Source organism: Skermanella aerolata KACC 11604, from assembly GCF_000936425.1.
Lineage (GTDB): Bacteria > Pseudomonadota > Alphaproteobacteria > Azospirillales > Azospirillaceae > Skermanella > Skermanella aerolata.
The window spans coordinates 1-21,145 of record NZ_AVFK01000019.1 but is presented as its reverse complement, the minus strand read 5'-3'; the positions used below and the strand labels follow the sequence as shown (position 1 = coordinate 21,145).

Sequence of the window (21,145 nt, the reverse complement as noted above, 5' to 3'; positions counted from 1 at the left end):
AAGCATTCCTACTATGGATTTTGTAGAATACGCACAAGACAGTGCATTTTGGCTAAAAAGAATTTTCAACGCTGAATGGCGTAATATTCAGACGAGCATGCAATCGGCGAATGCGGATGATTTGAGCTTCGATATCTGCCAAGCCGCTCAAGCCATGGAAGTAGCCGATCAAGTTCTGAGGCACTTGACAGCCAACCCGACTACTCGGCTATTGGATCTTCCCATTCTGGCGATGACTGCGCATATCTTTGGCATTATGTCTGCGCGACCACTGATTTGCCGCCATGCGAGCGCCAGCTATGTGGATTACGTCAACATTACTTTCGCTGCGATATCCGCATTCAACCGTCTTGGACTAGGCAGCTTTCTCAGCATAGATCCGCTGATACTGAGACGCTTCATCATGACATTCCATGGTCGGGCAACATGGCCGGAGCCATTCGTCGGCGATCTGCATCCGGATATCGAGCGCGACCTGTCGGCGATGCTGTTTTTCTTTGAAGCCTATATGCGGCGCGGGATCTGGGTTCCTTACAAGTTCCGCAATCCAGGACTTTCCCACCGGTTTCATTAGCAGGCGTGCGCTTTGCGCCCTTGCACACGCAAACACTCTCCCCGCACTCTGATGGCGGAACAGAAGCGCTGGGGAGAGCCTCTATGGCTGCCGGGAAGAAGAAGACGAACCTCAAGACGCCGGCGGAGCCGCAGCGGGTCATGCTGGACTTCCGGCACCATGACGCCCTAGGCGAGCAGGTCACGGAGCCGCTGCGCAACAACCTGTCGGTCATCAAGCAGTCGGGGCGCTGTCTGTGGGTGGCGTCGGATGAGACAGATACGATCGAGCGGCTGACGACGGAGGACTGGCGGACCTTCGGCAAGCATACGCCGTACAAGCTGACCGATTTCTTCGACCTGCCGGTCGAGGGGGAGGTGGATATCGAGGGGTTGTCGGTCGATGGCGACTATCTCTGGATCTGCGGGTCGCACAGCCTGAAGCGCAAGAAGCCGGACCCGGACAAGCACGGGATCGAGGAGGCGCTGGAGCGGCTGACCAGGATCGAGTGCGAGCCGAACCGCTATCTGCTGGGACGCGTCCCGCTGGTCCGGGACGGCGAGGACGGCATCTATACCCTGTGCCGGACGGCGCCGGCGAAGGAGGAGGGCGGCGACGAGCTGACCGCCGGCCGGCTGAAGATGGAGGCGGGCGGGGCCAACGCGCTGTCGAAGGCGCTGGCCAAGGACGAGCACCTCAGCCGTTTCATGGCGATCCCGTCCAAGGACAACGGCTTCGACATCGAAGGTATTTCGGCGCGCGGCGAGCGGGTGTTCCTGGGCATGCGTGGGCCGGTGCTGCGCGGCTGGGCGGTGATCCTGGAACTGGAGGTCACGGAGAAGGGCAGGAACGCCAAGTCCACCGGGCTGAAGCTGCGCCGGATCGGACCCGACGGCGAGCGCTACCGCAAGCATTTCCTTGATCTCGACGGCCTGGGCATCCGCGAGATGTCGCTGGAAGGCGACGATTTGCTGATCCTGGCCGGGCCGACCATGGACCTGGACGGTCCTGTCGTGCTGTACCGCTGGCGCGGCGCCTGGAACCAGCGGGAGGAAACCGTCATCCCGCGCGACCGGCTGGAGCGGGTGATGGATATCCCCTATGGCGCCGGCATCGACCATGCGGAGGGCGCCACCCTGTTCGACCGGCCGGGCGAACCGGCTGCCGTCCTGGTCGTCTACGACAACCCGTCACCCGACCGGCTCGCTCCCGATGGCGCCGGGGTGGCTGCCGACGTGTTTCCGCTGCCGAAGAAAGCCTGACGCAACCCAGCCATGTGCATGTAGGGCGTTGGCTGACAGGGACATGGGTTTACCCTTGGTGGTTTCCGCTGCCGCTCCGGTGATCGTTCCATGCCTCCCGCCGCCGTACGGCCGCCCCCCATCGCCATCCTGATCGCGATTACCGCGATCGGGCCATTGGCGCTGAACATCTTCCTGCCCTCGCTTCCGGGGCTGGTCAGGGTCTTCCATACCGACTACGGCACGGCGCAGCTTGCGCTGACGCTGTACTTGGTCGGCATCGCCTTTGGCCAGTTGATCTACGGTCCGCTGTCCGACCGGTTCGGCCGGCGGCCCGTGCTACTGGCAGGTCTCGGCGTGTTCGTCATCGGCAGCCTGCTGGCGGCCCTGGCGCCGTCTATCGGGCTGCTGATCGGGGGCCGTGTCGTCCAGGCGCTCGGCGGCTGTGCCGGCATGGTGCTGGGCCGCGCCATCGTCCGCGATGTCTACGAGCGCGACAAGGCGGCCAGCACTCTTGCCTACATCACCATGGCGATGGCGGTCGCTCCGGCTTTGGCGCCCGCCATCGGCGGCTTCCTGGATGTCTGGTTCGGCTGGCAGGCCAGCTTCCTGTTCGTGCTGGCGTTCGGCGCCGTGGTCTGGGTCTGGTGTCTCGCCTCGGCGCGGGAGACGAACTTCCAGCGCCAGCCGCTGCCGGGCCTGCGCGGCATGGCCGTGGGCTACGGCGAGTTGCTGCGATCCCCCGTCTTCCTGGGCTACGCGCTCAATACCGCTTTCACGACGGCGGTGTTCTTCGCGTTCCTGGCGGGAGCGCCCTACATCATGATCGAGCTGCTGAAGCGGCCGGCGAGCGAGTACGGCGCGCTGTTCATCCTGGTTTCCGCCGGCTATGCGCTCGGCAACTTCATCGCGGCGCGGCTGGCGGTCAAGGTCGGGGCACGGCGGCTGGTGCTGGCCGGGTCGCTGGTCAACCTGACCGGCGTGCTGGTCATGGGCGGGCTGGGGCTGGCGGGCGAATTCTCCGCCTCGAGCATCTTCCTGCCGATGTGCATCGTCGCGGCCGGAAACGGACTGGGCATGCCGAACGGCATCGCGGCGGCGATCAGCGTCAACCCGCGGCTTGCAGGGTCGGCGTCCGGTCTGCTGGGTTTCCTCCAGATGTCGGTCGGCGCCGTCTCCACCGTGGCGGTCGGCTTCCTGAAAGGCGACGACCAGATGGCGATGGTTGCTGTTATGATGGTCGCCGTCCTGCTGTCGCTGCTGGCTTATGGATTGGCCGTCAGCGTCCGGGTGCGTGCCGATGGAACGGTGCCGGCTCCGGGAACGACCGACTGAGCGAAATGCCTGACCGAAATGCGGCCGGCCGCAAATTCAGGGAGACATCCGAGGTCACCCCCTGCCATCTTCCCGTCCGGGTGCCCACTTTGGTAGAGATGCCGAAGTGCTGACGCGCTTACCGCCACTGACCGGAGATGTCGATGCCTGCCGATTCCCATAACGCCGCCCTTTCGCTGCTCGAAGACCTGATCGGCAAGGCCAAGGCGGCCGGAGCCGATGCCGCCGACGCGGTGCTGTTCGACGGGGCGTCCCTGTCGCTGTCGCAGCGGTTGGGACAGCCGGAGCGGCTGGAGCGGGCGGAAGCCGGCGACCTGGGACTGCGCGTCTTCGTCGGCAAGCGTCAGGCTATCGTCTCGACCACGGACCGCAGCAAGGAGACGCTCGAAGCGGTGGTCGAACGCGCGGTCGCGATGGCGCGCAACGTGCCGGAGGACCCCTTCAACGGCTTGGCCGATCCCGAGCAACTGGCGACGAACTGGCCGACCGACCTGGAGATCGACGACCCGACCGAGCCGTCGGCCGAGCAGATGATCGAACAGGCGCGGATCGCCGAGGAATCGGCGATGGCGGTCCCCGGTGTGACCAACTCCGAAGGCGCCGAGGCGAGCTGGAGCCGGTCCCATGTCGCCATCGCGGCCAGCAACGGCTTCGCCGGAGCTTATTCCGTCTCGCGCCGCAGCCTGTCGGTGTCGGTGCTGGCGGGAACCGGTACGGGCATGGAGCGCGACTACGACTACAGTTCCAAGGTCTTCGCATCCGATCTGGCGGCCGCGGACGAGATCGGCCGGGGCGCCGGCGAGAAGGCGGTGCGCCGGCTGAACCCGCGCAAGGTCAAGACCTGCCAGGTGCCGGTGGTCTACGACCCGCGCGTCTCGCGCGGCCTGATCGGCCACCTGTCCGGAGCCATCACCGGCCCGTCGATCGCGCGCGGCACCAGCTTCCTGAAGGACAAGATGGGCGAGCAGCTCTTCCGCTCCTCCGTCACGATCGTCGACGATCCGCACGTCAAGCGCGGTCTGCGCTCCAAGCCGTTCGACGGGGAAGGGGTTGCCTGCACCCGCCGGAACATCATTGAGGAAGGGCGGCTGACGACATGGCTGCTCGACCTGCGCTCGTCCCGGCAGCTTGGGCTGACCTCGACCGGGCACGCCTCGCGCGGGACGTCAGGGCCGCCGTCGCCGGGTCCGACCAACCTGTACCTGATGCCGGGCGAACGCACGCCGGACGAACTGATCGCCGACATCAAGGAAGGTCTCTACATCACCGAACTGATGGGCATGGGCATCAACGGTATCACGGGCGACTACAGCCGGGGTGCTGCGGGCTTCTGGATCGAAAACGGCAAGATCGCCTATCCGGTCAGCGAGCTGACGGTCGCCGGCAACCTGAAGCAGATGTTCCTGGAGATGGAACCGGCCAGCGACCTGGAGTTCCGGTATGGGATGGATGCGCCGACCGTGCGGATCGACGGCATGACGATCGCCGGGACCTGAGTGCGTGTGGCGCTGGGCCCTGGGGCGGCCCGGCGCCCTTTCTTCCATCACGGCGGGATGTCCGGTTACCCTATCCCAGGGCATCCGCGCCGAGCGGTAGGTTGTCGCGCAGGAACTGCGCCAGGATCCTGAACTCCGCGTCGCGGGCAGCATCCCGCCGCCAAGCCAGCGCTATCCGCCGGGACGGGCAGGGGCGGGCGAAGGGGCGGATTTCGATCGAGCCGTTGAGGGCGGAGGCGCCCGTTACGGACAGTGCCGGCAGCAGGGTTATGCCGATCCGGCTTGCGACCATTTCCCGCAGCGTGTCGAGCGACGTGGCGGCGAAGCTTTCGCGCTCCCGCTCTCGCGGACGCGGGTTGTTGCAGATGGCCAGCGCCTGCTCCCGGAAGCAGTGTCCTTCTTCCAGCAGCAGCAGATGTTCCCCGGCGAGATCCGATTCGGTCACCTGATTGCGCGCCGCCAGCCGGTGGCCGGCCGGCAGCGCCACCACGAAGCTTTCGTCGAACAAGGCCTCGGTCTCGAACGAGGGTTCGTTGACCGGCATGGCGAGCAGGAGGGCGTCGAGGTCGCCGGATTTCAGACGATCCGCGAGTCGCTCCGTCTGATCCTCCCGAAGGTAAAGTCGAAGCTCCGGATATGTGCGCCGCAGCGAAGGAAGCACCCTTGGGAGCAAAAACGGGCCGACCGTAGGTATGACACCTAGTCGCAGGTCCCCTGCCAGAGGGCCGGCTTTTCCCTGTACGCTGTCGGTCAGGTCGCGTACTTCGGCGAGGATGCGGCGTGCCCTGGCAGTCACTTCGGTCCCTGCCGGAGTCAGCAGCACACGGCGCTTGGTCCGTTCCACCAACTGGGCGCCAAGTGCTTCTTCCAATTGCTGAATCTGCGCTGACAGGCTCGGCTGGCTGATGTTGGAGGCATCGGCCGCCTTGCCGAAATGGAGGGTGTCGGCGACGGCAACCAGATAGCGCAACTGCTTCAATGTGACGGCGTGGCTCATCGGTCCGTCCTATCACAGCCTTCAGAAAAAGCGATTGGAATTATCGCGGCGGCATGGCCAGTTTGGAATTGTTCGAATATAGTGCACCGCAACAAAATTGGAGCGAGTTTTATGCTTACCGTTGGCGATAAGTTCCCCGCGTTCGACCTCAAGGCCGTCGTTTCCACCGACATGAAGGACGCTTTCACCCAGATCAACGAGCGCTCCCACGAGGGCAAGTGGCTGGTCGTGTTCTTCTGGCCGAAGGACTTCACCTTCGTTTGCCCGACCGAGATCGCCGCTTTCGGCAAGCTGAACGGTGAGTTCGCCGACCGCGACACCCAGGTGCTCGGCGCCTCCACGGACAGCGAGTTCGTCCACCACGCATGGCGCGTCCATCACGACGACCTGCGCGACCTGCCGTTCCCGATGCTGGCCGACATCAAGCGCGAGCTGAGCACCGAGCTCGGCATCCTGGACAAGACCGAAGGCGTCGCACTCCGCGCCACCTTCATCGTCGATCCGGAAGGCATCATCCGCTTCGCTTCGGTCAACGACCTGTCGGTCGGCCGCAACCCGCAGGAAATCCTGCGCGTTCTGGACGCTCTTCAGACCGACGAGCTGTGCCCCTGCAACTGGCAGAAGGGCCAGGACACGCTTCAGGCGGCCTGATCCGGTACCGGTACTTCAAAGTCCCGCGGAAGCTCCATTCCGCGGGTGCGGGCACTGAACGGGGGGCGCCGGGTACGGCGCCCCCCGGCCCACGCCGGCAATATCCCAAGCCGGCCGACTCAAGACCATTCCCAAGACTACCACTGCACATCAGGAACCGCCCGCCATGTCGATCGAAGCGCTGAGGGGCAAGCTGCCCGATTACGCCAAGGACCTAAAGCTCAACCTGTCCGGCGTCTTCAACACCCCGAACCTGACCCCGCAGCAGGCCTGGGGAACGGCCGTCGCTTCCGCCCTCGCGTCGCGCCAGCCGGATGTCATCCGCGCCGTCGTCGCCGACGCGGCACAGCACCTCGAGCCCGCCGCTCTGAACGGCGCCAAGGCCGCTGCCGCCATCATGGGCATGAACAACATCTATTACCGCTTCGTCCACCTGTCGGCGAACAAGGACTACGCCACGATGCCGGCGCGTCTGCGCATGAACATCATCGGCAATCCGGGCGTCGACAAGATCGATTTCGAGCTGTGGTCGCTCGCCGTGTCGGCCATCAACGGCTGCGGCATGTGCATCGAGAGCCACGAGCATGAAGTCGTCAAGAAGGGCGTCTCCAAGGAAGCCGTGCAGGATGTCATCCGGATCGCTTCGGTGATCCATGCCGTCGCCGCCGTGGTCGACGGGGAAGCGGCTCTCGCCTGATCCCGCTCGCCTGAGGTTCGAAAAAGGCGCCTGCCCCGGCCGGGGCAGGCGCCTTTTTTCATGTCCGGTCCATCCTGGCCTAGTGAGCAAGCCCGGTGAACAGGGCGTAGACGCCGAAGCCGGCGAGCATCACGGCGGCGCCCCGGTTGATCCAGCGGAAGACTTGGTCCGAGATCTTATGCCTGACCAGGGCGACGCCGCTGCTCAGCGTCAGGAACCACAGCGCCGATCCGAGGAAGACGCCGAGGACGAGGGTCATGGCCTCGCTCTCGCCGCTCAATTCGCCGCCGAGGCCGAATCCGGCGAAGATCGCGACGAAGGCGAAGATGGTGACCGGGTTGGTCAGGGTCAGTCCCAGTCCGACCGCGAATCCGCCCAGCGCCGTCCTGATGTCGCGCTGGATCTCGCGCGGGCGCGGTTCCGCCCGGAAGCTGACGAACGCGATTGCCAGCATCACGGCGCCGCCGACCAGCCGGAAGGTCGACTGATGCCCCGTCAGCCAGTCGGTCATCGCCTTGACGCCGAAAGCGGCGATGGCGCCGAAGGTGGCGTCGGCGAGCGCCGCTCCCAGGCCGGTCGCGAATCCCATGACGACGCCGCCTTCCAGCGTGCGGCGGATGCACAGAAGCCCGATCGGCCCCACGGGTGCCGCGACCACGATGCCGAGCAGGATTCCTCGTGCCAGAACCGCCAGATATTCCAAGACCAACTCTCCAATCCGCGCCACAAAAACGCGGCGGAGTATGCCCATCCCGCAGGCCGACCGAAACCGGGGATCGGGCGGTGCGGCGTTAATCCCGCACGGCGAACCTCACGAGGGTTGCCGGAGTGCAGCACCCCTGGCTTTTGTCTATCCGGCTTATCGGATGCGGCTTGCCTCCCGTGCGGGCTTCGACTAATCAGAAAGCCGCAAAAGGGTGGCGGATTGCCAGTCCCAATGCCATTGATCCGCCTCCACTATGGAGCATCCGGTCCCGGCTGCTTCGAAGGGTATTCGTGTGCGAGCTTTCTCCTTGCGGAACATCGGTTTGAAGCGCCCGAAGAGGCGTCTGCGCAACGGCTTTCGCGGTGGCCTGATGGCCCTGGGAATGGTCGCCGCAGTCTCCATTCCGGCCGTGGCGCTGGCGCAAGGCGGCGGCGACGGCGGCAGCAACCAGCCCGTCCTGCTGAACGCCGACGAACTGACCTATGACGAAACCCTGGGCATCGTCATCGCATCCGGCGACGTGGAACTGGCGCAGGGCGACCGGCTGCTGCTGGCGGATCGCGTCACCTATAACGAGAAGACCAGCGTCGTCACCGCCACGGGCAACATCCGCCTGCTGGAGCCCAGCGGCGACGTGATCTTCGCCGATTATTCGGAGCTGACCAACGATCTGGCGCAGGGCTTCGTCCAGCAGGTCCGCGTGCTGCTGACCGACAACTCCCGGGTGGCGGGGACCGAGGCCGAGCGGACCGACCAGGGCCGCTACATGCGAATCAACAGGGCTGTCTATTCGCCCTGCGATCTCTGCGAAAGCGATCCGACCCGGGCGCCGCTCTGGCAGCTGCGGGCCAACCGGGTGGTCCACGACAAGGAAGAGAAGGAGATCGTCTACCGGGATGCCCGGCTGGAGATGTTCGGCATTCCGGTCCTCTACACGCCCTACTTCGCCCATCCGGACCCCTCGGTGGACCGCAAGAGCGGTTTCCTCAGCCCCGTCTTCGGGTATGGCGGCAATCTCGGCACCTTCGGCGCCGTTCCTTATTACTGGACGATCGCTCCGGACAAGGACCTGACGCTGACACCCCTCTTCAGTTCGGAGGACGGGGTCCAGATGCGCGCCGAATGGCGGCAGCGCTTCGAGAACGGGCGCCTGCTGCTGGACGGCAGCATCGTCAATGCCGACCGGAAGACGTCGTCGGGCGCCGTCAAGGAAGACGAGTGGCGCGGGCACCTGTTCGGCAACGGGTTGTTCGATCTGAACGACACTTGGCGCACCGGCTTCGATCTGGAGAAGACATCCGACCGGTCATATCTGCGGCGCTACCGGATCAGCGGCGAGGACATCCTGACCAGCCGCGCCTTCATCGAAGGGTTCCGGGGTCGCAACTATGCCGTTGCCAACGCCTATCAGTTCGACGACCTGCGCGAGAACAGCGAGAACGAGCCCTTCGTGATCCCGATGGCCGAAGCCCAGCTTCTCGGCGAACCCGACTCGGTGCTGGGCGGCCGCTGGTCGCTGGGTCTGGGACTGGTCGGCCTCCAGCGGTCGGAAGGGCGCGATACCCAACGCGCCTCGGTCGAGGCGGGCTGGCAGCGGGAGTTCATGGCCGATACCGGGTTCATCACCACGGTCAGCGGCAGCCTGCGCAGCGACGCCTATTATGTCACCGACTATGTCCGGCCGGACGATCCGACGGGACGCGGTACGACCGACACCGAATTGCGGCTGTTTCCGCAGGGGCAGGTGACGGTGCGTTACCCCGTGGCGCGTCAGATCGGGTCGGTTCAGCACGTGATCGAGCCGGTCGTGTCCCTCACCTCGTCGCCCGTGCTGGAAGACCAGGACGACATCCCGAACGAGGACAGCCAGGATATCGAACTGAGCCCGACCAATCTGTTCCGTACCAACCGCTTCCCCGGCGTCGACCGGCTCGACTCGGGCACCCGCGTCACCTACGGCGTCAACACCGGCGTCTACGGCTTCGGCGGGGGGTTCTCTGAGTTCTTCCTGGGCCAGAGCTACCAGCTTTCCAACAATGACGACCCCGCATTGGTGGCTTCCGGGCTGGGGAAGGATTATTCCGACATCGTCGGCCGCATCCGGGTTTCGCCCGGCCCCTATCTCGACCTTCAGTACGATTTCCAACTTGCGGAAGAGAACCTGGAAGCGCAGGTCCAGCAGTTCCGCATCAGCGCGGGCGTTCCGGTGCTGCGGGCGGGAGCCAACTACTATTACCGCGACCGGCCGACCACCGGCGACACGGAGCCTCGGCGCGAGTACCTGACGACGTCGCTCAGCTCGAACTTCTCGGAACACTGGTCGGTTTCCGTCGCTCAGAACCGCGATTTGCAGGCGACCGACAACAAGCTGCGCAGCACCAGCGCATCGCTGACCTACACCGACGAGTGCTTCACGTTCCAGATCATCGGCCAGCGCGACAATACGGTGCGTTCGGGTGAAGAGGGCGGCGATACCGTTTATTTCCGGCTCGTCTTCCGGAACCTGGGCGAGGTGGAAGCGCCTATCCTCAGCGGCGCCTCTACGACCAGCCGCACGGCGTCCTGATCGGGTGACGTCTTGTGACAGTCAGTGTTTGTTGGGCCACGGCCCAACCTACAGGCTCCTGCTTCGTAGGTTGGGCCGTGGCCCAACTCTTACCGACCGCCGGTTAAATTCTTCGGCTCCCGGTATAAAAGGCCCATCACACGCGAGCCTGCTTTAGCAGTATTCGTCATCGAACGCGTATCACTGCGCGCTGGCGGTCACCGGGTCGCGGTTGAAGAACAGCGAGACGCGACGGGTGATGTCTTCGGAGACCTGCACGACGCTGCGGTCATAGGCATCCCGCTCACCGATCAGGGTCGCGTATTGGCTGCTCAGGATGTTGAAGTTGGTCACCGACGTCGTCGTGCCGCTGAGGACGGCGGCACCCTGCATGTTGCGGAGCGTGTAGTTCGCCACAAGGTTCAGTTCCGCGCGGGTGGCGCTGTCGTCCAGGGCGATGCCCAGCTTATAGACGTTGGGGACCAGCGAGATGTCGAGCGTGTATTCGGGCGAGGCGGGGCGGCCGTCCCGATAGAACTTGTCGATCAGGTTGTTGCGGAGCTGCTGGCCCAGGCGGTCGGGGATGTTGTTGATCTGCACCAGGGGCAGTTGCTGGGCCGCCGGCGTATTGGCGCCGTGGAGCGGCTGATAGCCGCAGCCCGGCAGCAGCGTCAGAGAGAGCAGAAGCCCCCACCCGGCGAGCGGGAATTTCTTGAACGACGGCATCAGCCACCTGACGATATTCATGGACCCGAACCAGCCGGCATGGCTGGTACGATCAACTTTGCCGAAGCTATCCAACTCGCGACGAACGCGCAAGCACGTGGATCATCAGCATCGACAGGATCAGCGCCGCGAGCCACCAGACCTGCCAGACACCATAGGCGACCGACAGCATGGCCATCGATCCGGCGAAGGCCGCGAGCGCCACCGGCTGGCTCGGGCGGGGAAGATCGCGGATGCCGCGCAGGACGGTCAGGCCGATGGCGATGCCGAAGCCGACCCCGACCAGCCCCAGTTCCAGCCAGACCTGGAGGACCGCGTTGTGCGGATGGATCGGCAGCACTGGGAACTCGTAGCCGCCGCGCTCCAGGATCACCTTTTCGGCGATGGAGCGCGACGAATCCAGGCCCCAGCCGAACAGCGGCCGTTCGAACACGAGGTTGGATGCGTAGTGCCAGATCTCGATCCGGTGCAGGAACGAAAACGGCAGGGTCCCGCGGTCGATCAGATCGAGGCTGTAAAGCCATTCCATGGCCGGAATGGTCCCGAAGAAGGTGACGATCACGCCGACGCCAAGGGCAATGCGCGTGAAGTTGGGCGCCACCATGGCGACCGACAGCGTGATGAGGCCGACCAGCAGCCCGACCATCGCCGACTCGCTGCTGCCGCCCGTCACCAGGACGATCATCCCGACCGGCAGCAGGGCCGCGGCCCCCCATTCGCGCCGGAGCCAGAACGCCAGGAAGGCCGGCCAGCAGAGCGCCGCCATCGCGACCATGTTCCGGTTGATCAGGGACCCTTCCAGCGTCGGATCGCGAGCCTCGCCGCCGCGCATCGCCAGATAGACCGGCAACCCGTGCAGCAGGTCGAGCATCAGCAGGATGACCGCGGCGAAATAGGCCAGCAGGAACCAGCGGACCCGCCGGTTGTCGACCAGCGGTAGCTTGGCCTGGGCCGCCGCCGTCGCCATCAGCAGGGCCGGGATCAGCGCATAGGAAAGCTCCCATGCCTGTTTCAGGCTCTGCGCCGGCCGTATGCTCCAGAGCGCGGTGCCGGCGCAGTAGATCAGGAAGCCGCCCAGCATCAGCAGCCAGCGGGCCGACGGCACCGGCCAGCGGCCGGTATCCAGCCGGAACATCACGGTCCCGATGACGGAGGCGGCGATCAGCAGGGGCGCCAGGCCGCGCGGCACCGTGACGGATACCAGCGGCGCCAGCAGGATGGCGGTCAGGTAGACGGTTGCGAAGCGCGCCGGAGCGGCTCGCTGCGTCCTGTCATGGAAAGTCATGTCAGGGTGTGCCCAGTTCCTGGCGGGTTTGGGAAGCCGGGTGGGCTATCGCCGCTTCGGCCGTATGGTCGGGGACGAGGGTGCGGATGATCGACATCGTCCTCGGACGGTCGCCGGCGCGGGTGGCCTGTTCCAGCTCGCCCATGGTCCTGTTGATCAGGGCGTGGTCGATGACTCGGGGAGACGCCTGGAAAACCCCGTCCGCTTCGGTCTGGGTCGGGGTCTCGCCCTCCGACAGCAGTTCCTCGAACAGCTTCTCGCCCGGGCGAAGGCCGGTGAACTCGATCCGGATGTCCTTGTCGGGGCGCAGGCCGGCAAGCCGGATCATGTTGCGCGCCAGATCGACGATCCTGACCGGTTCCCCCATGTCCAGCACGAAGATCCGGCCGCGTCCGTTGGGATGGGCGGAGCCGTAGGCCGAGGCCTGGAGCACCAGTTCGACCGCTTCGCGCACCGTCATGAAGTAGCGGCGCATGTCCGGATGGGTGACGGTCAGCGGACCGCCGGATGCCAATTGGCGCTGGAACAGCGGAACGACCGACCCGCTCGAGCCCAGCACATTGCCGAAGCGGACGGTCATGAACCGGGTGCTGGTGCCCTCGGCGCCGGGAGTCAGGTCGAGCGACTGGCAATAGGCCTCCGCCACCCGCTTGGTGGCGCCCATGACGCTGCTCGGGTTGATCGCCTTGTCGGTGGAGATCAGGACCATCGCCCGCGTCCCGGCGGTCCGGGCGGCGTCGGCGACGTTGCGGGTGCCGATCGCATTGGTCAGCACGCCCTCCTCCGGGTTGGCTTCCACCAGGGGGACGTGCTTGAGGGCCGCCGCGTGGAACACAAGGTCGGGGCGGGTCTGCTGGAACAGCGCCGCGATGCGGCTGCGGTCGCGGACGTCGGCGATCACGCTGTTGCAGGGCAGGCCAGGGAATCGGCCGCGGATCTCCCCGTCGATCGTGTAGAGGTTGAATTCCCCGGCATCGACCATGGTCAGCTCGGCCGGGCCGAGCGCCGCGATCTGGCGCGTCAGCTCGCTGCCGATGGTGCCGCCGGCACCCGTCACCAGCACGCGCCGGCCGGCGATCAGGCCGACGATGGCGTCGCGGTTCAGCACGGTCTGCGGCCGGCCAAGCAAATCTTCCACAGCGACCGGGCGCAGCTCGATCTTGCCTTCGCCAAGGGCGTCCTTGAACTCCGTCAGGTTGGGCAGCCGGTTCAGAGACAGGCCGAGCGGCTCGGACAGGTCGAGCAGGCGTCGGATCAGGTCGCGGTCCGTCTCGGACTCCTGCTTGGTGACGACCAGCTTCTGCGGCTTTATGCCGCGTGCATGCAAGCTCTCGACCACGGCCGGAAGCGAGTCGACGTCGCCCAGCACCGGCACGCCCCGGATCGCCCGGCCGACGCGACCGCCCTTGTCGTCCACCAGGCCCACGACACGGTAGACCGCCTGTGGCGACAGGGACAGGGCACGGATCAGCTGGTCGGCGCCGTCGCCGGCGCCGACCAGAAGCACCGGGATGCGGATGTCGTTGCCCGACAGGTCCGACAGGGACAGCCGGCGGTCCTTGAACAGGCGGTAGGCGAAGCGCGGGCCGCCGAGCAGGATCAGCAGCACGAACCACTGGATCACCGGGATGGAGCGCGGGATCGTGTCGAGCCGGGTCAGCAGGAACAGCAGGAGGACGGACACCACCGAAACGATGGTCGCGGCCTTGGTTACCTGGATCAGGTCGGGCGTCGACGCGTAGCGCCAGATGCCGCGATACAGGCCGAACAGGCGGTAGGTGATGGCCCCGGTCAGCATGACCACCGGCAGGCCCTGGACCAGCCCGTCGAAGTGGTATCCGAAAAGCTGATCGCCGACGCGCATGTAGAAAGCCGCGACGAAGGCGAGGCCCGTCATCAGGACGTCGTGCAGATAGGCGAGCCCGGAGCGATCCATCTTCATCGAGTCAACTGGTACCGTTGGTTAAATCAGCCGAAGCATTGAACCATTCGGCGGTGAGGCGCAAGCCGTCTTCCTGCGACCAAAACGGTTGCCAGCCCAAGGTTCTGCGCAGGTGCCGGTCGTCCAGTTCGAGCGATGCCGCCAGCCTGTCATAGGCGTCGCCGCGCCCGATCACGGTGAGGGCGCCGCGCAGCAGCACGGGCGGAACGCTGAACAGCCGGGCTGGGCGGTCCATGATGGCGGCCAGCGACCGGATCAGCTCCGGCGTCGAGAGCGGCTTGCCGTCATGGACCAGGAAGCGGCCACCGGCGGCGGCCGGATGCTCGGCGCAGCAGGCGATGGCGCCCGCCAAGTTCTCCACGAAGACAAGGCTGCGGCGGTTGTGGATGGCGCCGAGCGGAAGTGGCAGCGCGTTCCGGCAGATCGTCAGCAGACGCAGGAAATTGGCTCCGACGCCGGGGCCGTAGACCAGCGGCGGGCGCAGCACGACGGTTTCCAGCCCGGTCCGGGCGCCGACCGCTTCCAGGGCCTGCTCGCCTTCCAGCTTGGAGATCCCATAGGGCGTTTCGGGCGCGGGCGGCGTCTCTTCGGTCACCGGGGTGTCGCTGCTGTTCTCGGTGACGGCCTTGATGGTGCTGACGAAGACCATGCGGCGGACGCCGGCCGCCGCGGCGGACTCGGCCAGACGGCGCGTCCCTTCGACGTTGATCCGGCGATAGGCGCCGATCACCAGATCGGGGTCGGCCGGATCGTCCATCTGATGGACGCGCGCCGCCAGATGGATGACGATATCGATGCCGTCCAGCGCCCGGCTCCAGTCGGTATCGGAGCCGATCTCCCCGGTGACGACGGTGTCCGGAACGGGCGTTACGCCGGGACGGCGGACCGAGGCGCGTATCCGGTGGCCGCGGCTGGCGAGGATCGGGATCAGCGCCGAGCCGACGAAGCCGTTGGCGCCGGTGACGAGAATGCGCATCATGCCCTCCGGGCAGGCCGGGGCAGCCAGATCATAAGTCCAAGGACGAGGGCCAGACCGGGCGGCAGCGCCAGCCAGCCGATGCCGGCCGATGCTGCGGCGAGCGCCACCAGCACGGCGTTCGCGGCGATCACCTTGACGACGACGTCGGAGTGGCTGTGGCCGGCCTGGACGGCGCGCTGGTAGATGTGCTCGCGGTGCGCTTCCCAGATTCGCTTGCCGGCGAACAGGCGGCGCAGCAGCGTGAAGGTGGCGTCCGCCAGGAAATAGAGCGGCACCAGCACCGCCGCGACCCATTGGCCGGAAGCGGCGGTCGCCAGCAGCAGCCAGCCTAGGATGAAGCCCAGCGGCACGCTGCCGACATCGCCCATGAAGACCTTGGCCGGATGCCAGTTCCACCCCAGGAACCCCAGTGCGGCGCCGGCCGCCGCCAGCGCCAGCCACAGCGGGACATAGCCCAGGTTCGCGACGACGGCGACGACCGCCAAGCCGATGCCGATCGAGAACGCTTCGCTCCCCGCCAGGCCGTCGATGCCGTCCATGAAGTTGAACAGGTTGACGAACCACAGCCAGCCGACCGCAGCAAAGATCCGGTCCGGCCAGAACGGCAGCCAGCCCTGGAAGACCAGGGCGCTCGGGGGCAGGGCCGTCAGCCCGATCGCGACCGCCGCGATCTGCATCCCGAACCGCAGCCCGGCCGGCCGGCTGCGCCGGTCGTCCATCCAGGAAATCGCCATCAGGCCGACGGCGCCGGCGAAGGCGGGAAGGACGTGGTCGAAATGGCCGACGATCCAGCCGATCAGCGCCATCGCGGGCAACAGGGTCAGCATGATCCCCCAGCCGCCGCCGCGCGGCGTCGGGATCTTGTGGCTGCTGCGTTCATTGGGATGGTCGAGGATCGCATTGCGGCGCAGGTAGTGCAGGACGGCACCCGTCGCCATCCAGGACAGACCGGCGGTACCGGCAAGCAACGCTACTTCGAACAGGCCAAGGGCATCGATCATCGGGGTATCCGGGCCGCTTTCGGCCCATCAGCAGGAGGTGTGGCGTCAGACGATGCCGTGATAGGCCTTGTACCACGCCACGAACCGGGGGATACCCACTTCTATCGGGGTCGCCGGATCGAAGCCCAGGTCGCGCCGGGTCGCCGCGATGTCGGCATATGTGGCCGGAACGTCGCCGGCCTGCATCGGCTCCAGGCTCTTCTCCGCCTTGCGGCCCAGGGCGTCCTCGATCACCGAGATGAAGTGGAGCAGGTTCTCCGACCGGTGATTGCCGAGGTTGTAGAGCCGGACGGGCACGCCGCGCTCGTCCGGGGTGGCCGGACGGTCCAGCGCCGCCACGACGCCGGCGACGATGTCGTCTATATAGGTGAAGTCGCGCTCCATCCGGCCTTCGTTGAAGACGCGGATCGGACGGCCCGCCATGATTGCGTCGCAGAAGAGATAGGCCGCCATGTCCGGCCGACCCCAGGGGCCGTAGACCGTGAAGAAGCGCAGGCCGGTCGCCGGCAGCTTGTGGATATGGCTGAAGCTGTGGGTGATCAGCTCGCCGGCCCGCTTGGTCGCGGCGTAGAGCGATACCGGGTGATCCACCGGATCGTCGATCGAGAACGGCAGCTTGGTGTTGGAGCCGTAGACCGACGAGGAACTGGCATAGACGAAATGGTCCAGCCGGTCGAGGCTGCGCGCCGCCTCCAGCATGACGACCTGTCCCATGACGTTGGCATCGGCGTACGCGTACGGATTTTCCAGCGAGTAGCGTACGCCGGCCTGGGCCGCCAGATGGACGATCCCGGTGATGTCTTCGCCGCCGGCCTTGACCTGGGCAAGCACTTCGGCGATCGACGCCTTGTCGCTGACATCCGCCTTGATGAAGCGGAAACCGGGCTTTCCTTCGAGTTGTTCGAGACGGGCGCGCTTGAGGGCGACGCTGTAGTAATCGTTGAGATTGTCGATGCCGACCACCTGGTCGCCGCGCGCCAGAAGCGCCTGGGCGACATGGGAGCCGATGAAGCCGGCGGCTCCTGTTATCAAGATCGTCATCCAAAAACCTCGGTCTGTTCCGTACGGCGGGCTATATGGGCCACTCGATAGGGGAGCGCCAGCGCAACTCAGTCATAGCCCTTCTGACTCCGGCGCATTGGAAGCGGGGCCGCGCCAGCCCGCGGGCGGCCCGCCCGACTTCGGCATCAGCATGCGCGGCAGCAGCGCCGGTGCGACGCCGATTTTCCGCCACGCCATGATTGCCATCGCGATCTGGCTGCCGAGCAGAGCGAGGGTCGTCATGGAGGCGGCACCCTCGATCCCGAAGGCCGGGATCATGACGAGGTTGAGCGCGATGTTCGCCGCGGCGGCGCAGCCCAGCGCCCAGAGCGCGTGGCTTTCGTGGCCCGTCATGGTCAGCATCAGGTGAGAAGGTCCGATCACCGCCCGCAGGCAGATGCCGAACATCAGGATGCGCGCCGCGTTGGCGCCGTCCACGAACTCGGGACCGAACAGTCCGAGGATCCACGGCGCCAGCACGAAAAGCGGAATGCCGATCAGCAGCGAGCCGGCCAGCGTGCTCAGCGTCGTCGTCCTCATGAAGGAGGCGATCTCCGCCCGTTCGCCGCGTGCATAATGCGCCGCGAACGACGGCGCCACGATCGAGCTGACGGCCAGGAACGGGAAGAGCACCAGTTCGGCCACGTTGCAGGCGACGACGTAGACGCCCGCATCCGCCGCCGTCATCAGCCAGCCGATCATCAGGACGTCGCTGCGCTGAAGCAGGAGTTGGCTGCCGCCGGTGAGGCCCAGGACGAAGGCGGAGGCGATCCACGTGCGGCGCATATAGACGGCGCGCGGCGCTTCGGCGGGAAGGACAGCGATCCGGCGCCGCAGGTAGAGGATCAGGACCAGCGCGCTGCCGCCGCCGATCGCGACGAAACCCATCACTGCCGGTGGGGTCAGCGGCGCCGCGATCAGCACGGCCATGCCGGTGAGCGCCAGCACGACCGCGTCACGCCCGAGTCGTTCGGGCGCGGTGCCGAGCACGACTCGCCCTTGGCCGTAGAGCACTGAGGCATTCAGCCGCAGCAGCGCCAGCAGCGGCAGCACGACGAAACCGGCCAGGAAGGTGGCGGCGAGATCGTCGGGGACTTCATGTCCCTTCCAGACCAGCAGGGCGCCGAGCGAAGAAAGCGCGATGCTCAGCGTGCCCACGAGGATGGTGGCATGGCGCAGCACGCCGGCCAGCAGCGCCCATTCCTGCCGGGCGTGGTGGGCGGCCACGCTGCGCATGGCCAGCGAATCGTGCCCCATCACGGCGACGTAGACCAGGATGTTGATCCAGGCCATCACATAGGCGAACTGGCCGTAACCCTCGTGGCCCAGCAGGCGCGCCAGCACGACCTGGAGCAGCAGCGCCTGCGCCATGCCGGCGACGTTCAGCGCCATGACGCTGCCGCCGCCCCGCGCCAGCCGCATGAACGCGGCATTCCGGGAAATGAAGAGGGGGAGCTGAAGTGCCACCGAAGAACCGATACGTCCGCGTCGCTGCCTGGAGCCTGTGCGGCGGAGAATGGGGGTGCCCGTGGGAGGAAGTCAATGAGGCTGGGAGCACTCACCGCCGTCATCCATAAGGTCGCTCGGATTACCGATGATTGCGCTTGCCGTCCCTGCACCCGACCTTCTATTCGAGGCTGGTTATTCGGGATCGGCGATTAGACTTTGGTCACTATCGGCTGGGCCGACGATCCGGCAGGGAGAGCAAATCCGGTGTGTGGAATCTGCGGTTTCATCGAACCCGCCCGGGGATCCGCCGGGCGCCGGCCCGACGAGATCGCCGGGATCGTCCGCGCGATGGCCGACAGCCTCGCCCATCGCGGTCCCGACGGCGACGGCGTCTGGACCGATCCGTCCGCCGGCATCGCCCTGGGGCATCGCCGGCTCGCCATCGTCGAACTGTCGCCGCTGGGCCGGCAACCCATGGAATCGGCCGACGGCCGGCTGGTCCTGACCTACAACGGCGAGATCTACAATCACCTGGACCTGCGGGCGGAGCTGGAGGCGGCGGGCGTCGGGCTGCGCGGCCATTCCGATACCGAAGTGCTGGTCGAGGCCTGCGCCCTCTGGGGCGTCGAGCGGACCGTCGGGCGGCTGATCGGCATCTTCGCCTTCGCCCTGTGGGACAGGGCGGCGCGGCGGCTGGTGCTGGTCCGCGATCAGGTCGGGGTCAAGCCGCTGTACTGGGGGGAGACCGGTACGGGGGGAGAAGCCGGCGGCCTGATGTTCGGGTCCGAACTGAAGGCGCTGAGGGCTTATCCGGGCTGGAACGCCGAGCCGGACCGCGATGCGCTGGCGTCGTTCTTCAGGTTCGGCTACGTGCCGGAGCCGCACAGCATCTATCGCGGCGTCCATAAGCTGCCGCCCGGCTCGATGCTTACCTGGGAGCCGGGCAGGGGCGTCACCGGCATCGAGCGCTACTGGAACATGCGCGATTTCGCGGGCGCATCGCCGCGCGAACGCGATCCGGCCGAGGCCGTGGAGGAACTGGACCGGCTGCTGCGCGACGCCGTCGGGCGGCAGATGATGGCCGACGTGCCGCTTGGCGCCTTCCTGTCCGGCGGGATCGACAGCTCGACCGTCGTGGCGCTGATGCAGGCGCAGAGCGGCCGTCCGGTCCGTAGTTTCTCCATCGGCTTCCATGAAACCGGCTATGACGAGGCGACCCACGCCGCCGCCGTGGCCCGGCATCTCGGCACCGACCATACCGAGCTTTACGTGGCGCGGGACCATGTCCGCGACGTGATCCCGGCGCTGCCCGACATGTTCGACGAGCCTTTCGCCGACAGCTCGCAGATCCCGACTTATCTGGTGTCGGAGATGACGCGGCGGCATGTGACCGTCGCCCTGTCCGGCGACGGCGGCGACGAGCTGTTCGCGGGCTATCACCGTTATTTCTGGGCGGATGCCGCCCGCCGCCGTCTTGCGGCCGTGCCGTCCGCCGCGAAGAGGGCGGGGGCCGCCCTGTTCGGGGGAGTGTCCGAGCCGGCGTGGGACCGCCTGTTCGGCCTGGTGCCGCAGGCGGTGCGGCCGGAGCGGGCCGGCGACCGCATGCACAAGCTGGGCGCGATGCTGGCGCTGCCGGACGACGCCGAGCTGTATCGCGGGCTGCTGTCACACTGGGACGATCCGGAGGAGCTTGTGCTGGGCAGCCGCGAGCCGCGCGGCATCCTGTGGGACCGATCGGTCGCCGCGGAGATCCCCGATTTCATCCGCCGCATGCAGTTCCTGGATGCGGTCACATACCTGCCCGAGGACATCCTGGCCAAGGTCGACCGGGCCAGCATGGCGGTGGCGCTGGAAGCGCGCGTGCCGCTGCTCGACCACCGGGTCGTGGAGTTCGCCTGGGGGCTGCCGCATTCGCTGAAGGTCAGGAACGGCCAGGGCAAATGGCTGCTGCGGCAGGTGCTCCATCGATATGTCCCGCAGGAACTGGTCGAACGCCCCAAAATGGGCTTCAGCGTGCCGGTCGGCGCCTGGCTGCGCGGCCCCTTGCGCGACTGGGCCGAAGACCTGCTGGATGAGCGACGGATGCGGGAAGGCGGTTTGCTGAACCCGGTCCCGGTCCGCCGGCGCTGGGCGGAGCATCTGGCGGGCCGGCGCGACTGGAGCGACAGCCTGTGGGGCGTCCTGATGTTCCAAAGCTGGAGCCGGCGCTGGCTGGACGGGTCCGCGCCGGTGACGGCGGCGGAGCGGGGCTCTCCGGCATTATACGGGACATGAGCGTCAGCATCGGAGCCGGAAGGTTCCGGCTTGCCGGCGCGTCGATGTCGGGCTGACACCAGCGGCCGTTAAGCTTGACCTGCGGTCGGCAAGCGTTGGGCCACGGCCCAACCTACGAAGCGGGAGCCTGTAGGTTGGGCCGTGGCCCAACAAACACTGTCCACACAGGTCAATGTCTGGTTCTTCGTTCTTTTGTGTGCACGTCTCATGGTTGAGTGAATGTATCG

At 66.5% G+C, this 21,145-nt stretch carries 17 protein-coding genes; 8 read left to right on the top strand and 9 right to left on the bottom strand.

The features are described 5' to 3' along the window. Window positions 1–13 precede the first annotated feature (13 nt). The 4 genes from N826_RS43235 (at window position 14) to N826_RS21415 (ending at window position 4,625) form a co-directional block, all read left to right on the top strand. A complete protein-coding gene (locus N826_RS43235) occupies window positions 14–574 on the top strand; it encodes a hypothetical protein (RefSeq protein WP_147040459.1) in 561 nt (186 codons plus the stop codon). An 83-nt stretch (window positions 575–657) separates the two neighbouring features. Continuing rightward, window positions 658–1,815: a DUF3616 domain-containing protein gene (locus N826_RS21425; RefSeq protein ID WP_052831734.1), complete on the top strand. Its 1,158-nt coding sequence runs from the start codon at window positions 658–660 to the stop codon at window positions 1,813–1,815. Window positions 1,816–1,905: 90 nt separating this feature from the next. Next, the gene (locus N826_RS21420) at window positions 1,906–3,129 is read left to right on the top strand and encodes a multidrug effflux MFS transporter (RefSeq protein ID WP_044432200.1); all 1,224 of its coding nucleotides are present in this window, start codon (window positions 1,906–1,908) and stop codon (window positions 3,127–3,129) included. A gap of 137 nt (window positions 3,130–3,266) precedes the next feature. Further along, the gene (locus N826_RS21415; protein WP_084720988.1) at window positions 3,267–4,625 is read left to right on the top strand and encodes a TldD/PmbA family protein; all 1,359 of its coding nucleotides are present in this window, start codon (window positions 3,267–3,269) and stop codon (window positions 4,623–4,625) included. A gap of 70 nt (window positions 4,626–4,695) precedes the next feature. Here the strand turns inward: N826_RS21415 and N826_RS21410 are convergent, their stop codons facing one another. Next, window positions 4,696–5,622 (bottom strand): LysR substrate-binding domain-containing protein, encoded by a 927-nt coding sequence (locus tag N826_RS21410; RefSeq protein ID WP_044432198.1) that lies wholly within the window; start codon window positions 5,620–5,622, stop codon window positions 4,696–4,698. Window positions 5,623–5,733: 111 nt separating this feature from the next. On the opposite strand from N826_RS21410, the gene N826_RS21405 reads away from it, so the two are divergent. Continuing rightward, window positions 5,734–6,273, top strand: coding sequence for a peroxiredoxin (locus N826_RS21405; protein WP_044432195.1), 540 nt, complete (start codon window positions 5,734–5,736; stop codon window positions 6,271–6,273). Window positions 6,274–6,439: 166 nt separating this feature from the next. Next, complete coding sequence (gene ahpD / locus N826_RS21400) at window positions 6,440–6,970, top strand: alkylhydroperoxidase, AhpD family (RefSeq protein ID WP_044432193.1); 531 nt, start codon at window positions 6,440–6,442, stop codon at window positions 6,968–6,970. A gap of 79 nt (window positions 6,971–7,049) precedes the next feature. Here the strand turns inward: ahpD and N826_RS21395 are convergent, their stop codons facing one another. Continuing rightward, window positions 7,050–7,673, bottom strand: coding sequence for a LysE/ArgO family amino acid transporter (locus N826_RS21395; protein WP_052831730.1), 624 nt, complete (start codon window positions 7,671–7,673; stop codon window positions 7,050–7,052). Between the two features lie 325 nt (window positions 7,674–7,998). Here N826_RS21395 and N826_RS21390 point away from each other — a divergent pair, with 325 nt between their 5' ends. Beyond that, the gene (locus tag N826_RS21390; RefSeq protein ID WP_244619522.1) at window positions 7,999–10,242 is read left to right on the top strand and encodes an LPS-assembly protein LptD; all 2,244 of its coding nucleotides are present in this window, start codon (window positions 7,999–8,001) and stop codon (window positions 10,240–10,242) included. Window positions 10,243–10,422: 180 nt separating this feature from the next. Here the strand turns inward: N826_RS21390 and lptE are convergent, their stop codons facing one another. The 7 genes from lptE to N826_RS21355 form a co-directional block, all read right to left on the bottom strand. Then, complete coding sequence (gene lptE, locus N826_RS21385) at window positions 10,423–10,968, bottom strand: LPS assembly lipoprotein LptE (RefSeq protein ID WP_044432322.1); 546 nt, start codon at window positions 10,966–10,968, stop codon at window positions 10,423–10,425. A 46-nt stretch (window positions 10,969–11,014) separates the two neighbouring features. Then, the gene (locus tag N826_RS21380) at window positions 11,015–12,232 is read right to left on the bottom strand and encodes an O-antigen ligase family protein (RefSeq protein ID WP_044432190.1); all 1,218 of its coding nucleotides are present in this window, start codon (window positions 12,230–12,232) and stop codon (window positions 11,015–11,017) included. Between the two features lies 1 nt (window position 12,233). Beyond that, window positions 12,234–14,174, bottom strand: coding sequence for a polysaccharide biosynthesis protein (locus N826_RS21375; RefSeq protein ID WP_044432188.1), 1,941 nt, complete (start codon window positions 14,172–14,174; stop codon window positions 12,234–12,236). Window positions 14,175–14,178: 4 nt separating this feature from the next. Further along, window positions 14,179–15,153, bottom strand: coding sequence for a UDP-glucose 4-epimerase family protein (locus tag N826_RS21370; RefSeq protein WP_244619523.1), 975 nt, complete (start codon window positions 15,151–15,153; stop codon window positions 14,179–14,181). Then, window positions 15,150–16,154, bottom strand: a complete 1,005-nt coding sequence (locus N826_RS21365) for an MraY family glycosyltransferase (RefSeq protein WP_044432184.1) — start codon at window positions 16,152–16,154, stop codon at window positions 15,150–15,152. Before N826_RS21365 ends, N826_RS21370 begins: the two co-directional genes overlap by 4 nt. A 45-nt stretch (window positions 16,155–16,199) precedes the next feature. Beyond that, window positions 16,200–17,195: an SDR family NAD(P)-dependent oxidoreductase gene (locus N826_RS21360; RefSeq protein WP_044432182.1), complete on the bottom strand. Its 996-nt coding sequence runs from the start codon at window positions 17,193–17,195 to the stop codon at window positions 16,200–16,202. A 72-nt stretch (window positions 17,196–17,267) separates the two neighbouring features. Continuing rightward, on the bottom strand, window positions 17,268–18,617 hold the full coding sequence (locus N826_RS21355) for an oligosaccharide flippase family protein (RefSeq protein WP_044432179.1): 1,350 nt from the start codon (window positions 18,615–18,617) through the stop codon (window positions 17,268–17,270). Window positions 18,618–18,908: 291 nt separating this feature from the next. On the opposite strand from N826_RS21355, the gene asnB reads away from it, so the two are divergent. Continuing rightward, window positions 18,909–20,918 carry an asparagine synthase (glutamine-hydrolyzing) gene (gene asnB, locus N826_RS21350; protein WP_044432177.1) on the top strand — a complete coding sequence of 670 codons (2,010 nt, stop codon included), beginning with the start codon at window positions 18,909–18,911 and terminating at the stop codon, window positions 20,916–20,918. Window positions 20,919–21,145 lie beyond the last annotated feature (227 nt).

What these genes read in the sequence shown, in the direction of transcription:
- N826_RS43235 (WP_147040459.1), top strand. Translation starts at nt 14, where the DNA reads ATGGATTTTGTAGAATACGCACAAGACAGTGCATTTTGGCTAAAAAGA.
- N826_RS21425 (WP_052831734.1), top strand. Translation starts at nt 658, where the DNA reads ATGGCTGCCGGGAAGAAGAAGACGAACCTCAAGACGCCGGCGGAGCCG.
- N826_RS21420 (WP_044432200.1), top strand. Translation starts at nt 1,906, where the DNA reads ATGCCTCCCGCCGCCGTACGGCCGCCCCCCATCGCCATCCTGATCGCG.
- N826_RS21415 (WP_084720988.1), top strand. Translation starts at nt 3,267, where the DNA reads ATGTCGATGCCTGCCGATTCCCATAACGCCGCCCTTTCGCTGCTCGAA.
- N826_RS21410 (WP_044432198.1), bottom strand. Translation starts at nt 5,622, where the DNA reads ATGAGCCACGCCGTCACATTGAAGCAGTTGCGCTATCTGGTTGCCGTC.
- N826_RS21405 (WP_044432195.1), top strand. Translation starts at nt 5,734, where the DNA reads ATGCTTACCGTTGGCGATAAGTTCCCCGCGTTCGACCTCAAGGCCGTC.
- ahpD (WP_044432193.1), top strand. Translation starts at nt 6,440, where the DNA reads ATGTCGATCGAAGCGCTGAGGGGCAAGCTGCCCGATTACGCCAAGGAC.
- lptE (WP_044432322.1), bottom strand. Translation starts at nt 10,968, where the DNA reads ATGAATATCGTCAGGTGGCTGATGCCGTCGTTCAAGAAATTCCCGCTC.
- N826_RS21380 (WP_044432190.1), bottom strand. Translation starts at nt 12,232, where the DNA reads ATGACTTTCCATGACAGGACGCAGCGAGCCGCTCCGGCGCGCTTCGCA.
- N826_RS21375 (WP_044432188.1), bottom strand. Translation starts at nt 14,174, where the DNA reads ATGAAGATGGATCGCTCCGGGCTCGCCTATCTGCACGACGTCCTGATG.
- N826_RS21370 (WP_244619523.1), bottom strand. Translation starts at nt 15,153, where the DNA reads ATGATGCGCATTCTCGTCACCGGCGCCAACGGCTTCGTCGGCTCGGCG.
- N826_RS21365 (WP_044432184.1), bottom strand. Translation starts at nt 16,154, where the DNA reads ATGATCGATGCCCTTGGCCTGTTCGAAGTAGCGTTGCTTGCCGGTACC.
- N826_RS21360 (WP_044432182.1), bottom strand. Translation starts at nt 17,195, where the DNA reads ATGACGATCTTGATAACAGGAGCCGCCGGCTTCATCGGCTCCCATGTC.
- N826_RS21355 (WP_044432179.1), bottom strand. Translation starts at nt 18,617, where the DNA reads ATGCGGCTGGCGCGGGGCGGCGGCAGCGTCATGGCGCTGAACGTCGCC.